This window comes from Salinivibrio proteolyticus, from assembly GCF_027286365.1.
GTDB classification, from domain to species: Bacteria; Pseudomonadota; Gammaproteobacteria; order Enterobacterales; family Vibrionaceae; genus Salinivibrio; species Salinivibrio proteolyticus.
This window is the reverse complement of record NZ_CP114585.1, coordinates 15,307-30,601: the sequence shown is the minus strand read 5'-3', so window position 1 is coordinate 30,601 and position 15,295 is coordinate 15,307. Positions and strand designations below refer to the sequence as shown.

At 49.2% G+C, this 15,295-nt stretch carries 15 protein-coding genes; 11 read left to right on the top strand and 4 right to left on the bottom strand.

Features of this window, described 5'->3' with window-relative positions:
• The first annotated feature begins 30 nt into the window (after nucleotides 1–30).
• Together N7E60_RS14145 and N7E60_RS14140 are read left to right on the top strand one after the other, a co-directional pair.
• Nucleotides 31–579, top strand: coding sequence for a DinB family protein (locus tag N7E60_RS14145; RefSeq protein ID WP_077454887.1), 549 nt, complete (start codon nucleotides 31–33; stop codon nucleotides 577–579).
• Nucleotides 567–1,343 carry an NRDE family protein gene (locus N7E60_RS14140; RefSeq protein WP_269598829.1) on the top strand — a complete coding sequence of 259 codons (777 nt, stop codon included), beginning with the start codon at nucleotides 567–569 and terminating at the stop codon, nucleotides 1,341–1,343. The genes N7E60_RS14145 and N7E60_RS14140 overlap by 13 nt, the downstream gene beginning before the upstream one ends.
• On the opposite strand, the gene N7E60_RS14135 is transcribed toward N7E60_RS14140, so the two are convergent.
• Nucleotides 1,311–1,820, bottom strand: a complete 510-nt coding sequence (locus tag N7E60_RS14135; protein ID WP_096632040.1) for an outer membrane beta-barrel protein — start codon at nucleotides 1,818–1,820, stop codon at nucleotides 1,311–1,313. The genes N7E60_RS14140 and N7E60_RS14135 overlap by 33 nt on opposite strands.
• Nucleotides 1,821–2,044: 224 nt before the next feature.
• Between N7E60_RS14135 and N7E60_RS14130 the strand changes: the two genes are divergently transcribed.
• The 4 genes from N7E60_RS14130 to N7E60_RS14115 all read left to right on the top strand — a co-directional run bounded on the left by N7E60_RS14130 (nucleotide 2,045) and on the right by N7E60_RS14115 (nucleotide 6,413).
• A complete protein-coding gene (locus N7E60_RS14130) occupies nucleotides 2,045–2,632 on the top strand; it encodes a nucleoside triphosphate pyrophosphohydrolase family protein (protein ID WP_069586715.1) in 588 nt (195 codons plus the stop codon).
• A gap of 325 nt (nucleotides 2,633–2,957) precedes the next feature.
• A complete protein-coding gene (gene fabI, locus N7E60_RS14125; RefSeq protein WP_269598828.1) occupies nucleotides 2,958–3,731 on the top strand; it encodes an enoyl-ACP reductase FabI in 774 nt (257 codons plus the stop codon).
• 46 nt (nucleotides 3,732–3,777) lie between these two features.
• A complete protein-coding gene (locus tag N7E60_RS14120) occupies nucleotides 3,778–5,196 on the top strand; it encodes a bifunctional enoyl-CoA hydratase/phosphate acetyltransferase (RefSeq protein ID WP_269598827.1) in 1,419 nt (472 codons plus the stop codon).
• A gap of 8 nt (nucleotides 5,197–5,204) precedes the next feature.
• Nucleotides 5,205–6,413 carry an acetate/propionate family kinase gene (locus N7E60_RS14115; protein ID WP_269598826.1) on the top strand — a complete coding sequence of 403 codons (1,209 nt, stop codon included), beginning with the start codon at nucleotides 5,205–5,207 and terminating at the stop codon, nucleotides 6,411–6,413.
• Here N7E60_RS14115 and N7E60_RS14110 read toward each other — a convergent pair.
• Nucleotides 6,403–7,155: a substrate-binding periplasmic protein gene (locus N7E60_RS14110; RefSeq protein ID WP_269598825.1), complete on the bottom strand. Its 753-nt coding sequence runs from the start codon at nucleotides 7,153–7,155 to the stop codon at nucleotides 6,403–6,405. The genes N7E60_RS14115 and N7E60_RS14110 overlap by 11 nt on opposite strands.
• A gap of 213 nt (nucleotides 7,156–7,368) precedes the next feature.
• On the opposite strand from N7E60_RS14110, the gene N7E60_RS14105 reads away from it, so the two are divergent.
• Entirely contained in the window at nucleotides 7,369–8,058 is a 690-nt protein-coding gene (locus N7E60_RS14105; RefSeq protein WP_269598824.1) for a hypothetical protein, read from the top strand.
• Between the two features lie 38 nt (nucleotides 8,059–8,096).
• Here the strand turns inward: N7E60_RS14105 and N7E60_RS14100 are convergent, their stop codons facing one another.
• Nucleotides 8,097–8,804, bottom strand: coding sequence for an SDR family oxidoreductase (locus N7E60_RS14100; RefSeq protein ID WP_269598823.1), 708 nt, complete (start codon nucleotides 8,802–8,804; stop codon nucleotides 8,097–8,099).
• Nucleotides 8,805–8,835: 31 nt separating this feature from the next.
• On the bottom strand, nucleotides 8,836–9,567 hold the full coding sequence (gene fabG, locus N7E60_RS14095) for a 3-oxoacyl-ACP reductase FabG (protein ID WP_269598822.1): 732 nt from the start codon (nucleotides 9,565–9,567) through the stop codon (nucleotides 8,836–8,838).
• A gap of 233 nt (nucleotides 9,568–9,800) precedes the next feature.
• Between fabG and N7E60_RS14090 the strand changes: the two genes are divergently transcribed.
• The 4 genes from N7E60_RS14090 to N7E60_RS14075 all read left to right on the top strand — a co-directional run bounded on the left by N7E60_RS14090 (nucleotide 9,801) and on the right by N7E60_RS14075 (nucleotide 15,124).
• The gene (locus N7E60_RS14090; RefSeq protein WP_069586709.1) at nucleotides 9,801–10,145 is read left to right on the top strand and encodes a hypothetical protein; all 345 of its coding nucleotides are present in this window, start codon (nucleotides 9,801–9,803) and stop codon (nucleotides 10,143–10,145) included.
• A gap of 305 nt (nucleotides 10,146–10,450) precedes the next feature.
• Nucleotides 10,451–11,536, top strand: a complete 1,086-nt coding sequence (hppD, locus tag N7E60_RS14085) for a 4-hydroxyphenylpyruvate dioxygenase (RefSeq protein ID WP_069586708.1) — start codon at nucleotides 10,451–10,453, stop codon at nucleotides 11,534–11,536.
• Between the two features lie 141 nt (nucleotides 11,537–11,677).
• Nucleotides 11,678–13,951 carry a response regulator gene (locus N7E60_RS14080; protein WP_269598821.1) on the top strand — a complete coding sequence of 758 codons (2,274 nt, stop codon included), beginning with the start codon at nucleotides 11,678–11,680 and terminating at the stop codon, nucleotides 13,949–13,951.
• A 165-nt stretch (nucleotides 13,952–14,116) separates the two neighbouring features.
• Nucleotides 14,117–15,124 carry a sphingomyelin phosphodiesterase gene (locus N7E60_RS14075; RefSeq protein ID WP_269598820.1) on the top strand — a complete coding sequence of 336 codons (1,008 nt, stop codon included), beginning with the start codon at nucleotides 14,117–14,119 and terminating at the stop codon, nucleotides 15,122–15,124.
• Nucleotides 15,125–15,295 lie beyond the last annotated feature (171 nt).

Below are 15,295 nucleotides of genomic sequence, written 5' to 3'. Positions count from 1 at the left end.
TGACTGTCAAACTGTACTAAGGTAATGAGTATGCATTGTTCTCTTAACGAAGAAGATCGCGCCGTGATTCGCGGCAACTTAGACGTGATTGGCCAAGCGCTGAAGCTCCTCGAAAGCCTCTCTGATACCACGTACAGCCAGAAGAAAGCAGATGGCTTTACTAGCACCATCGGTCAGCATATGCGTCATGCGCTTGATGTGTATGTGGCACTCAAGCAAGGGGAAGCCTGTGGTGATATCGATGCCGATAGGCGTCGGCGTGGGCATCTGGTTGAGCACGACCGGCAGATGGCACGCAAAGAGTGGCAATGGCTTGCCGAGTGGCTAGAGTCTCTCTCTCATCAACAACTGCATCGCCCCGTGCACATTTCTACCCAAGTGACCTTATATGCCACCAATACTGTGTGCCTTTCTACCACAGTGATGCGCGAGCTTATCGTGGTAGCCAGTCATGCCACGCATCATTTTGCCATGATCCGCAGTGCCGCCTATGAACTTGGTGAAGTCTTGGATGAACATATTGGTGTCGCGGCCGCGACCGCAAGCTACGAGCGAGATCAGCTTCGATGTGCACGTTAACTTGGCAGGCTTCACAGGATGGGATAGACCTGTTCTTCAATCGTGATGAAGCGCGAGGCCGCAGTCGTGCGCTACCGCCCAAGACCTATCAATTGGATCAGACTCAGGTATTGATGCCTATCGACCCGGACGGTATGGGGACATGGATTGCAGCCAACGAGTTTGGCGTGATTGTCTGTCTACTGAATGATTACCAGCATGCCCAAACGGTTGCGCCACGATTAAGCCGAGGGCAGTTGGTCAAAGCGTTAGCGGTTTGCACCGATCTGAATGACATGGCGAACGCGTTGCCAATCGATGCGTTGCGCGATTTTGCTCCCTTTTTGCTGCTCGGTTTTGCAGTCGATGGCCTATCAGATAAGACACACGGCTCGGAGGTTGTTCCTCGGGCTTGGCGATGGAACGGTCAGACGTTGCGGTGTGTTGACTGTCAGCCACCAGTGGTTTCCTCTGCGATTGATATTGATACCACCACAAACACGCGAACCTACTATTTAAGGCAAATGGGTGGCACAGTACCGACCCGGCAGCAACTGTTGGCGTATCACCGCAGCCATTTGCCCGAGCGCGGTAGTGCGTCAGTGTGCATGCACAGGGAGGATGCCAGCACAGTGAGTTTGACGCATATACACATCGGCGCCGATGGTATCACCATGTATTACTACGACGGAGCGCCATGCTTGGTCGAGACACCGCAAGCGGCGTATCTACCGCTTGCGAGAAACTATGATTTAAAAGCCAATACTGGTACCGACGGTCACTGAACTGGTTTCAGCATCACCGCGGTCGGCATAGGTCAGTTCGAAGGCTAGCCCTGGCCCAGTAGTGGTATTGAGCTTGACCCCGATCGTTCCGATAGCTCCCCAGCCAATGTCTTTTTCACTGCCAAACTCTGTGCGGTAATAGTTGGCGCCACCGCGCAAATAGAGGCTACCCATTTCGCCCGGCACAGTAAACTGGAGGGCAACGGGAATATACGATGAGGTTAAGGTGCGCTCAATACCATTACTGTCTTCAAAATCAGCAGTAGTTTGACCGTATCCGGTATACAAGCTGCTGTAATCCGTCAACCTAAGCGTCCCGTTCGCTTCCCATGTATGGCCGGTTTCTGTCTGTCCCGCATATTTTACGTCGGTGATACTGGCGCTCGCACCGACGCTAAGCGGAGAGGTTTGAGCGGTTGCGCTGGTTGCGATCAGCGCGCTTGTGCATAGCACGGCAAGCGGCATCAGTTTTTTCATCGTCAGATCCTTTTAACAGGTTGCAAGCCTAAGCCTGATTGTCACCATTATAAGAAGCTAACGGCAATCGTATCGAAACCTTGAATGAATTTTGTGCGCTAGGTGAGGACGAACGTAAAGTTTCCGATCAAGCGATTTTATCCATCCGCAAGCAGTGCTATTGTATGGCCCCTTGTGTACGGGCATGGCTATCATGCGTATTTGTTTATCAAAGGGTCCGAGAAATGAAATTTGCTGTTCTTGATCAAGCGCTATACGACCACCTTTATCGTGATATCGAAGCGTTTCGTAACACGTTTGATCTTCCTTGTAACGATGCTGCGTCATTGGACGAGAAAGCGGACGATCTGCACACCGCGTTAGCGGTGGAAGAAATGACAGAGCTCGCGGAAGCGGACTCATTGGTTGAACAGGTAGATGCCATTGTTGATAGCGTGTATGTACTGATGGGCCGTGCAGTACAGATGGGCTCACGCGGATACCGTGACCAGTTAGAGGTAAGCTACCTCATTGATATTTTGTTGCAAATCGCTAATCGTCTCGGTATTGACTTTGTGACCTGTTGGGATGAAGTGCACAGCAGCAACATGAGTAAAGTATGCCGTAACGAAGGTGAATTTGCGGATACCCAAGCATTTTATGCCAACAAAGGCATTGATGTGGTCGCCAGCCCTAAGGCCGATGGCATTATTGCCAAGTGTGCCAAAGATGTCACGGTCGAAGGTAAATTAATCCGTGAAGGTAAGGTCATGAAGTCGGTTTACTACCGTCCTGCCGATCTCGCGAAATGTGTGATGGCAGAACTTGCCTAAACTTTGTTAAGCACATCGTTATCACGCCACCGCTTTGTCGGTGGCGTTTTTGTATTTAGCCTATTGTGTATCCTTGATCTGACTAGAGCATTGACTCTGCTCTAATACATGGCCGTTTTTGTTTGTCATCAAAAATTAGCAAAGGTGTCTGCCTTTCTAGCGTAAAATGCGTCTTATTCCCTTCGTGACTTTTGCTACATCCGCTGATTTGGGTCTAAATTGAAAACTTGCGACTGACATAAAATCTTTCAGTCCGTTTAGTGCAATCACTCAATGCAGGGTGAGCACTAAACCAATCTTGCAACACAAAGGTAGGGAGAACACTGTGACCAATCTATTCTCACTTGAAGGTAAAGTCGGCATTGTTGCTGGGCTTGCCAATGAGAACAGTATCGCGTTTGGCTGTGCAAAAGCATTGCAGCAAGCCGGCGCAGAAGTGCTGGTGAGCTACGGTACATCGAAAGCGGAGCGTTTCGTTGAGCCTTTGCGCAGCGAGATGGGGGATCCGGAGTTGATGCTTTGTGACGTCCAAGACGATGCCCAACTCGATGCCTTATTTGAGCGCGCTAAACAAAAATGGGGGCGGATAGATTTTGTGGTTCACTCTATCGCCTTCGCACCGCTCGAGGACTTACATGGTCGTGTGGTGGATTGCTCGCGCGATGGCTTTTCACTGGCAATGGATATTTCTTGTCACTCATTTATTCGGATGGCGAAGCGCGCGGAGCCTTTGATGCCAGAAGGCGGCGCACTCTTTAATATGTCCTACTATGGGGCCGATAAGGCGGTGGATAACTACAACATGATGGGGCCGGTAAAAGCTGCCTTAGAGTCTGCTACCCGCTATTTGGCGGCTGAGTTGGGGCCGCAGGGTATACGTGTCCACGCCATTTCACCGGGGCCGATTCGTACCCGTGCAGCATCTGGACTTAAAGAATTCGAGGCCTTAGCCGTCGACGGTGAAACGCGATCACCATTGCGTCGTTTAGCCACGGTGCAAGATGTAGGGAGTGCGGTGGTTTACCTTGCCTCAGATGCGGGACGTGCTTTGACCGGGCTCACCCATTACGTAGACGCGGGACACCACTTACGTTTTTAATTAGCGTTTACGATTTGACTGATTCGATTCATTGAAGGAGTCCACTATGACAGGGACACATAACGAGGAGGTCATCGAGAATAAGACGTACGATGAGATTTCAGTAGGCGATGAAGCCTTTTTAGAAAAGCGCCTGACCATGGAAGACATTAAGCTGTTTGCCATCATGTCAGGGGATGTCAACCCGGCCCATGTGGATGATGATTTTGCCAAAAGTAGCCGTTTCCAAGAGATCATCGCTCATGGGATGTGGGGCGGTGCACTGATCTCAACGGTTCTCGGCACACAGTTGCCGGGGCCGGGGACCGTCTATCTTGGCCAAACACTGGCGTTTAAAGCACCAGTGATGCTGGGAGACGTGCTGCGCGTTGCCGTTCGTGTTGATCAAATGGACGATAAACGTCACCACATTGTGTTCGCTTGCCGATGTGAAAATCAACGCGGTGATGTGGTGATTGATGGCGAGGCACGCGTGCTTGCACCCACAAAGAAAGTCCGGCGCCAGCGAGCTGCGCTTCCCGAAATCCGTCTGACTGAACGCGGACAGCTACATGCCATCTTAACCGCGGCGGATCATCCTGATCCTATGCTTACTGCCGTGGTCCATCCGGTGGATGATAGCGCTATCCGTGGCGCAGTAGCCTCCGCAAAACAGCAATTAATCATTCCTACCTTGGTGGGCCCTTGCGATAAAATCATGGCTGCGGCGGACAAGGCGGAGTTGGATATCAGCGAGTTTGACATTGTGGACGTACCGCACAGCCATGCGGCAGCCGAGAAAGCCGTTGCCATGGCACGTTCTGGTGAAATTGAAGCCCTAATGAAAGGTGCGTTGCATACTGACGAGCTACTCCATGAAGTGGTCAAGCGTGAAGGTGGACTGAGAACGGAACGCTGCCTGAGCCATGTGATGGCATTTGATGTGCCGACCTACCCGCGTCCTCTATTTATTACCGATGCGGCGATTAATATTTATCCAGGCCTTGCCCAAAAGCGCGATATTATTCAAAACGCGATTGAGTTGGCTCATGCGATTGGCAACACCAACCCCAAAGTGGCCATTCTCTCCGCGGTTGAAACCATCAACCCGAAGATTAACTCCACCCTCGATGCGGCGGCGCTGTGCAAGATGGCAGAGCGCGGTCAGATTACTGGGGGAGAATTAGACGGGCCACTGGCGTTTGATAGTGCGGTGTCTGAAGTCTCCCGTGCGACGAAGAACATTCACTCCACCGTGGCAGGTTGTGCGGATATTCTCGTTGCCCCCGATCTTGAAGCGGCCAATATGTTGATGAAACAGTTGAGTTATCTTGCCGATGCAACCGGCGCGGGAGTCGTCGTGGGCGCACGCGTGCCCATTATGCTCACCAGCCGTGCTGATGATGCGCTCACCCGAATTGCATCAAGTGCGTTAGCTTTATTATTGGCTGAGCATCAAAGAAAGACATTACAGACCCGAGTCTAGGCGGTGCAATGGGTAAAATATTAGTGATTAATAGTGGCTCATCGAGCTTAAAGTTTGCATTGTTTGATACAGTGGGCCCCGTGGATTCGGGGCCCAGTTCATCGGTTCACGCGTTAGTGAAGGGGCAGTTTTCAGGGCTTGGGACCGATCGCTATGATGTATCCATGACCCGTCATAAGTCGGGGATCAGTGCGGTCTCCCCGGGCTCTGCGCCGGACCATCATGCTGCCGTCGCGTCGTTACTCATCTGGTTAGAGCGCCAAGGGCTGTTGGACGATATTGTCGCGGTTGGGCATCGTGTCGTGCATGGCGGTCAGCACTTTCATCAAGCGACTCAGCTTGATGGGCAAAAAGTGGCTTTGTTGGAAGCGTTAACGCCGCTTGCACCTTTGCATCAACCTTACAGTCTTGCCCCGATTAAGATACTCGGCGAGCGATTGCCTGAACTGGTACAGATTGCGTGTTTTGATACAGCGTTTCATGCTCATCAGCCGCTCGAAGCAAAACAATTCGCTTTACCTTACGCGATGTTCGATAGAGGCTTTCAGCGTTACGGCTTTCATGGTCTTTCCTACGACTATATAACGCGGCGCTTGCCAACCGTGATCCCTGATTTTAACCATGACGCGAGTGTGATTGTGGCGCATTTGGGGAATGGTGCAAGTTTATGCGCTATCCAAGCGGGAACTAGCCTTGCTTCTACCATGGGGTTCACGGCGCTGGAAGGCTTACCGATGGGGACACGCTGTGGGTCAATCGATGCGGGGTTGGTGCTGCATTTGATTGCGCAAGAGGGAATGACGACTGACGAGGTGGCGACGTTGCTCTACAAAGAGTCAGGGCTTCTAGGCTTGTCTGGCATTAGCAGTGACATGCGTGCTTTGCTGAATAGTGACCGACCGAGAGCGCAACAAGCGGTCACACATTATTGCTATCGTATTGCGCGTGAGATTGGCAGTTTATCAGCAGCGTTAGGTGGGTTAGATCATATTGTCTTTACCGCTGGGATCGGCGAGCACGCCGCGCCAGTACGAGAGCAGGTAGCGGCCCATTGCCAGTGGCTGGGGGTGGATTTAGATGGCGAGGCGAATCAAGCCAACCAATCTTGTATTTCGAGCACCACGAGTCGAGTCGGGGCCTGGGTGATCCCGACCGATGAAGAGCAAGTGATCGCGGAAGACTGCCTCACCATGTATCAAAAGACGCTCACTCATTAGGACGTAAATAATCACGCTTCATCGATTCAATCTGCCCAGAATCCATCATCTGTGCAATTGTGTCACTGAGCTGAGCGACTGCCTCCGCATGGTGAGATTTTTTTGATAGCACGATATAGGCATTAATAGTTTTAGAGAAGATGAGTGGCTGTTTTTCGAGTACGTGGTTGGTATCGAAGCGATTGACCAAATAATCGAGTTGGTATTCTTCACCGATGACTGCATTGGCGCGTTGATTGATGAGTTGTTTAATCGCAAACAAGGTTTGACTGACAGGACGTGTCTGAATGTTCTTATCTTGACTGAACTCGTCTGGGAAATGCGCGCCTCGTTCAATTGTGATGGGCAACGAATACAGCTGTTGTTTAGTCCTGACGGTGTGCATATCACCTTTGTGCGTGTAAATTACGTAATCAAGGTTGGTGCGGTAAGCGGGGGTTAAATAATGCAGATAGACTTCACGGTCCTCCTTTTTAAGCACATTTGTCGCAATATCCGCTTCGCCCTGTTCGAGCAATCGCAGACAGCGTTTCCACGCGCACTTCAGCATATTGAGCTTAAACCCTGCCTTGTCGGCGAGTGCAGTGATGATCTCGACATCAATACCTTGGTAGGGATAGGTCTGGGTATCTGTCCAAGGCGGCCAGTGTGGGACCGCATAGGTTAGTGTTTTTTCTGTGTTGGCCGCCGCCCCATGTATCAGTTGCATAGCGATGAGGGCGGTGAAAAGTAAGCGCTTCATCAGCATAACCATTTATTAACATTTCTATCAGTATAGCCAATAGATGCCAGGGTGAATCCTACGATAATTGATTGTTTTTAGGTGTTTTAATCATAATTAGTCCAGCAAGACGCACGAAAATGTGACATTGCATACAAGATTTTTTGTTGATGCGCACCGTGTAAAATTAAATCGGTATTCTATCGCCGGACAAAGAACGCAAGGATGTTTTTTATGATGCGCTGGGTATGGATGAGCTTAGTGGTGCTCAGCCTCACAGGGTGTGCGCAAAAACTGGGCAGACCCTTCGATATTAAAAATCTCGCTAAGTCGGACATGGATCTGATCACGGATATCCACATAGCGGAAATTCGCGATCTGACTGAGCAGTTGATTATAAAGCTCTATAAGCGTAATCCGCGAGAGCTTAGAAAAGTACCGGGAATGACGATCGAAAAGCGTGTTGCTCAGCTCATGGCTGAGAAACGTCCTGAAAACGGCTTTCGTGAACTGGGAGGCATGGATGGGATTGCGCTGTTACCACTGGCGTTTTCTAGCGAGTTTAGAGGCGATCGGGTATTTGCGTTGATGGCGGGTGTTACCGGCATGATCAGTGCGAGTTACAATCACCAATTGGAGTTTTTCTTACTCGACGATATTGATCAGCAAAAGCTTTATAACTGTGCGCGCAATCTCGAAAAAGTGGCTTGGTTATTGAACAACGAGAAAAACAGTCATGGCGAGCTGCTTTTACTGAGTAACGGCGTGGGTAAAAATGGTGTGCCCAATTACAGCTATGAGCGCTTGTTTAGTCAGATGATCCTCATTCAGGACATGATGGCGGTCATGGTCGCCGACAGTACCAATCGCAACATCAATCAAGTCGTGCATAGCATGGCATCCATGACTTTCTTCCCGATTTGATTATATTGCTTTAGGCGGCTTGTTCGCCGCCTAAAGCTTTACCAGCCAATCTCTTTGCCTTGATAATCGATAAAACTGCCGTTTTGGCTATCGGTCAGGGTATCCAGCACCTGCTTCAATCCCTGAGCGGACTCTTGAGCGTTAATCAGCGCATTGGGTCCACCCATCTGTGTTTGTACCCAGCCAGGGTGCAACGCAACCGCACGAATACCTTGGTCGCGAAGATCGATGGAAAGACTTTTGATCACTGCATTCAGCGCTGCTTTCGAACTTCGATAGATGTAACCGCCCCCTGATTGGTTGTCGCTCATACTGCCAACTTTGGAGGAAAGAAAAGCAAAAATGGGTGTGTGACCACTGTGACGAGCCTTGATGAGATGTGGCGTAAAGTGCTCGGCAATGACGAGTGGTGCAATAGTGTTCACTTCTAAAACATCGCGCCATGCGGCCGTGTCGACTTCACCGAATGCGTAGCCTTTGGGACCATAGAGCCCAGCATTGTTGATCAACAAATGGATGGGGACATCGCTCAGCTCTGATGCGAGCTGCTGCACGGCGGCGTGGTCTGTCACGTCGAGTGCATGGGTTGAGAGCGTGGTATAGCGGTTTTTAAGTGTCATTAAATGAGGGGCAGAGCCGGGAAAACGGCAGCAAGCAATTACTTGCCAGCCGTGTTCTAGGTACAACTCTGTTAACGCGAGTCCGATGCCCCGGTTTGCGCCCGTAATGAAAAGTGTTGGCGTCATGCATACCTCTAAATGGTTGGCGTTGCCACCATTATATGACCAATCCGCCATCGACTTTAAGTGTTTGACCGGTAATAAAGCTCGCCTTATCACTGGCTAAAAAGCAGATAGCGTCAGCAATATCTTGAGCCGTTCCCATTCGGCCCAATGGTGTCTTGGCTTTCATCATATCAATCACCTTCTCGGGCAGGTTGGCTGTCATCGGTGTCTCGATAAAACCAGGCGCGACACAGTTAGCGCGTATTTTTGCACCGTGGCGAGCGAGCTCTTTGGACCATGTTTTAGTCATGGCGATCACACCCCCTTTTGAGGCCGCATAATTGGTTTGACCGATATTGCCGTCCGTCCCCACCACAGATGACAGTGTCACAATCGCGCCTTTTTCTTGCTCTAGCATCAGCGGAGCAATGGCTTGGGTCATGGAGAATACCCCTTTAAGATTGACATCAATGACAGCATCCCAATCACTTTCTGTCATTTTGGTAAGTAGGTTGTCGCGGGTAATCCCAGCGTTGTTCACCAACACATCGACAGGCGCATTTTGTTGGTGCAATGTTTGCACCCAACTGGAAACAGCGTCACGATCACACACATTGAGCGCGACGGGTTGAATAATCGCATGGTCTTGCCAATCGGTCATTGCATCCATGTTGAGATCGATGGCGTAGATTTTCTCCGCACCTTGTGCAATGAAGGTTTCAACAATCGCATGCCCAATTCCTTGGGCGGCGCCGGTAATGACACAATGTTTTCCTGCTAGCATCTGTGTGCTCCTTTTTGGGTGACACCCCACGTCTTCTATAACTACAACGCAAAGCGGTGAGGAATCGATCAGTAATTTCTTGGGCGTCTGTATTGCCTAAGGCCCTGCTTACATTCGATAAGCTTGCAACAACTAGGCCATGCACTACTCTGTCTATGATAAATTGGCATATCAATTTGTGGGCGGATAGGCTAAAATTTAATCAAGATGTCACCTTGTTTGAGAGAGGACCTATGCCGACGTCAATCAATTCGCAACCTTTGGCGCAGCAATATATGCAGCGTCAGCGCGATCGTCAGGACGATCAGGTCAATGGCGGTCTCAATAATTCAATGAGTGTGCAAGAGCGTGCTGAACTGATCCGCAAAGAGCGTGAAGAACAAAAAGAAGCCGCTGCATCCGGCGAGCAACGCGAAGAAAAGCGTGATTATCAGTCGCTGATCGATCGCGTTGCTGAGCAAGAAGCACAAAAGTCAAAAATGGACGCTTACAACCAGCGTCAGCAAGCGCTAATGGAGCAAGTTGAAAAGACGATCACGCCGAATGCGCAACAAACAAGCTACAGTTTGAAAGTGTGACACTCTTCATCTCTTTTCTGTTGTCAAAGGCCGCTAAATGAGCGGCCTTTTTGCTTTTTAGGACAGCGGTGTTTGCGTTTTAGTTTGCATAAATGTAAATGAAATGTATGCGTGGGTGGGTTTCTTTACACTTTAAAGAGAGTGTATCACCCAGATAAACCGCTAATTATCGCATTGGCGCATGACTGTTCATAAAAGATGACAACTTTGGTTAACATTTGAGTAACCTTTTGTCGGTGGTGTCATGCTAGTGCTTCCTCTTTGACGGTGCTATTTCTATTGGCATGAACAAGGAGGAAGCAATTATGACGACCACTATGCAAGCGCCCGTCAAAACCATTAACCCACTGGGCACGGACGGATTTGAGTTTGTTGAGTACACGGCGCCGGATCAAGCGGGCATTGATGCACTGAAAAATCTATTTTCATTGATGGGTTTTGCGGAAATCGCCAAACATAAGCACAAGCAGGTTTGGCTGTATCGTCAAGGCGACACCAACTTTATTGTCAATGGTGAGCCCGAGTCACAAGCACAAGGGTTTGCCAAAAAGCACGGTGCGAGTGTCAATGCAATGGCATTTCGTGTCCAAGATGCCGTGCATGCGATTGCCTATGCTGCAAAGCAAGGCGCCAAGGTGGTTGAACCAAGCATTGGTCCGATGGAGTTAAGCATTCCAGCGGTCTATGGCATTGGTGACTCGCTGCTTTACTTTGTTGATCGCTATGGCGATCAAAGCATCTATGAAGTCGATTTTGATTTTTACAACGACTGGCAATCACGTCTCAAAGAGGCTGACGCTGGCTTAAAAGTGATTGATCACCTAACCCATAATGTTGACATCGGCAATATGGATGTCTGGGCCGACTTTTATGACCGTATCGCGAACTTTAAAGAAATCCGCTTCTTCGATATTGAAGGGAAAAAGACGGGATTGAAATCACGTGCTCTCACCGCGCCATGTGGAAAAATCCGTATTCCCATCAACGAATCAAGCGATGACAAATCGCAAATCGCGGAATACTTAAAAGAGTACAACGGTGAAGGCATTCAACATATCGCACTGACGACAGACAATATTTACGAGACAGTCCGTACGTTGCGTCAACGTGGTATGGCATTTATGGACACTCCAGATACCTACTATGAAAAGATCAATGAACGCGTGAAAGGGCATGAAGAAAGCATCGACGAGCTTCGTGATACCCGAGTACTGATTGATGGTGATGTTGATAGCGGTATCTTGCTGCAGATTTTCACCAACACGGTTATCGGCCCGGTGTTTTTTGAAATTATTCAGCGCAAGGGTAACCAAGGTTTTGGTGAGGGTAACTTCAAAGCCTTGTTCGAATCTATCGAGTTGGATCAAATGCGTCGCGGCGTGTTGGATTAACCAGACAGGTAAATTTAAACTTTCTACTGTAGGCGCTCTTTAAGGGCGCCTTTTTTGTCTACTTATCATGACAATTTTCGCTGAAAGCGGAAAATGCCTCTATGCTTAATTTTAATGGAGATTTAAACGGACTAGGTGACTATGAAGGCAGATACCGCCGTTGCTCGTAGCTCTTTATCGGTTGCGCTGATCACCAAACTAACCCTGTGTTGGGCGTTGTTAACCGCGATGGTTGCCGCGCTGCTATTGTATGTTGATTATCAAGAGCATAAAGGAGATGTCGAGCGTGCGTTGTTGATGACTGCGGAAAAAGACTTGAGTGTGATGGCCTCTCATCTTTGGTGGGAAGAGAGCACTGCCTTTGAGTGGCAAGTCGAGCGCTTGATTGCGCAACCTCACATCGATTATTTGCGCGTTTTTGATAGCAACGGGACCCGAGTAGAGCGTGGCGTTGCCCCTTCTGATCAAGCTCTCGAGTATTCATGGCCCTTGGTTTATCGCGATGCGGGCAACGAGTACATGCTGGGGAATTTGAACATTGCCTCGAACTACACGGCAACAAAAGCGAGTATGAGTGAACATCTAATGTGGACAGTGGCAGCATGGCTGTGCCTATGCGCATCCGGTATTGCCATATCGCTTTGGATCATTAGCCGAGAACTTACCACCCCACTAGCGAAAATGCGCCACCAAATCAATGTCTGGGACGCTGACAATAAACCGGTTTTTCTCTCCACGCCCAAGAATCGACACGCGTGGAGTGATTTAGAAACGCGTTACAACACCATGATTGCGCGTTGCCGAGAGCGCTTGAGCTGCATGGATGACGACCGCCGGTATGCGGAGCAGGCGAGTCAGAAAAAAAGTGAATTTCTGGCCAATATGAGCCATGAGATCCGCACACCCATGAACGGCATTATTGGTATGGCCTCACTGCTAAAAGGCACGGATCTCAATGACGAGCAACAAGAATTTGTCGAAATGCTTGAGACTTCGTCAATCTCATTGCTTGATATCATTAATGACATCCTCGATTTTTCTAAAATTGAAGCTGGAAAATTAGAGCTGGAACCTTTAGAGCTCAATGTTTTTGAGTTGGGAAAAGATATCGAAAACTTGTTCACGTTACGGGCTAAAGAAAAAAACCTGCAATTTCACTGTGACATCGACAAAGACATATCTCCTTTGCTGATCGGCGACGCACCTCGGCTTCGACAAGTGATGATTAACCTTGTGGGTAATGCGGTGAAATTCACCGAGAGCGGTGAAGTCGCAGTGGGGGTCTCGAGTGTCAGTGAAAGCGACGATAGCTGTGTCTTACGCTTTGAAGTCAAAGATACCGGGCCAGGCGTGCCGTTTGAGCAGCAAAGTCGCATCTTTAATAAATTTGAGCAAGGCGATGACCCAACGGCACAGAGCCAAGGAACGGGACTCGGTCTCGCGATATCTCAGCAAATTGTGCATCTGATGGGTGGGACAGTGCGACTGGAGAGTGAGCCGGGCAAAGGCAGCCGTTTCTTTTTCACCGTTCGATTTAGCAAAAGCAACGTCCCCCTCGCCACGCCGGTAGAGGCCTATTTATTTGCCGGAGCGCCTATGCTGCTGGTAGACGATAGCCGTTTAAATATGCGCATAACCACGGCACAGCTCAGTAACTTGGGTTGTCAAGTCACTTGCTGTATGCATCCAGACGATGCGATGTCGCTGATTGAAGAGCGCATCAGTAGTCAGTATCCATTCAAAGTGGTGATTTTAGATAAGTTGATGCCCAAAACGGATGGTTTTTCACTGGCGACCAAGATCAGGGCGCAGTTTGGCAAGGAAAGTCCAGCCATCATGATGTTAACCGCTGCGCCCGATGGCCTCGACAAACCTCGCATTGAACGTGCTGGTATTGAAGGCTACCTAGGGCGTCCTTATCAGTTCAATGATTTGAAGAGCCACCTTGTACGTATTCTGCAGCAGCGTCAACCAACATTGGGCGTCGTACGGTCCACAGGACAAAGTTCGTCGTTAGCCGGGTTGCACGTTTTGGTGGTTGAAGATACCAAAGTGAATCAGCGGGTGACGGAGGCCATGCTCTCCAAATTGGGGGTACGTGTCACCGTGGCTGAGAATGGTCAACAGGCTTTAGATTATTGGCAAAAGCAGCCGTTTGATTTGATCTTTATGGATTGTCAAATGCCCGTTATGGATGGTTACCAAGCCTCGAGACGTATCCGTGAGCAGGAAACACGCTTTAATCGAACCCCTATTGTGGCCCTGACAGCCAATGCGACTGCAGAGGATAAAGATGCGTGCCTAGAAGCGGGCATGGATGACTATATTGCTAAGCCGGTTCGTAAAGACGATCTCGCAACAATGCTTAAAAAACACACCTTTACCAGCGAGACTCAACTTCTTACTAAGTCATAACCCTAAAAAAAACTGAGAAGTGAGTCGCAATTGTGATCTTAGTTACAAAACTATCAAAAAAACACACGGATTTTTAGAGTGGTCGAACCTCTATTCGTTAGGCTTCTAACGTTTTGTCGGAATCTTGTTCCGTAATAATTAGAAAGCAAAACGAAAAGAGGAAACATGAAAATAAAAAAAATGCTCTCAGCGGCAGCGGCGTTGCTGCTAAGCCTTAGCGCTCAAGCGGGCCAGCTAAACGTCATGGCGTACAACATTATGCAGCTGAGTAACCTTCAAGATTGGGATCAAGCAGAGCGTGCGGCTCGGTTGCCGAAAGCCATTGCAGCGATGGACACTCAACCAGATGTGATTCTGATCAGTGAAGCCTTCAATGCTGAGGCCGAGCAAGCGATGAATCAGCTTGCAAGTGTATACCCTTATCAAACGCCCAACGTTGGGCAAGACTGCAGTGGCGAAGGCTGGGACGCTCTCACCGGGGATTGTTCCAACTCAGTATTTGTCGTGCGTGGTGGCGTGACAATCTTGTCTAAATACCCCATTTTGACCCAAAAGGCCCATATTTATCATCACAGTTTAAAGGGCAGCTGGGACTATCAAGCTAACAAAGGTTTTGCGTATGCCAAGATTGATAAAAATGGGGAGATCTTTCACCTGATCGGCACCCATTTACAAGCCACGCATGATGGGATGTCCGACGAAGAACATCAAGTGCGTCTGGGTCAGCTAGGGGAAATCAAACACTTTATCGACCAAGCAGCGATTTCCGCTGACGAGCCTGTGATCATTGGTGGTGACATGAATGTGGAGTGGAGTCGCCAAGATGAAATTAAAGACATGAAAGCGACCTTAAGTGGTGCCCTGCGCTTCACAGAGCCGGAAGTAACGTCTTTTTCTGCTAAACATAATTGGTTCACAAAAGCGAACGCTTATCACTTTGACTATGATCTTAACTATGACACCACGTTAGATTATATCTTGTGGAGCCGTGATCATGCTGTGCCAGCTAACCAACCTGAGATGAAGGTAGTGCAATTAACCGCAAAGGATCAATGGTACTGGGATTACCTTGAAGGTGAGTGGCCAGAAGAAGCCGGACAAACCTACCATGATGGTTATTATAATGAGCTCTCCGACCATTATCCGGTGATGGTACAGTTTGAATTTGAGTAAATAGACTCTCGGTAGTTCACCGTCATATGGGGCTCAATCATATTGAGCCCCATCACCTTGCTCCTTATCCTCCCTTCCATTAATAGACGATTGATTTCTCTTTGTGTACCAAGAAAATTTGGCATTATGCGCTACGCTTAAGGAAGGAATCGATAGCGCTCCCGGCCTTGG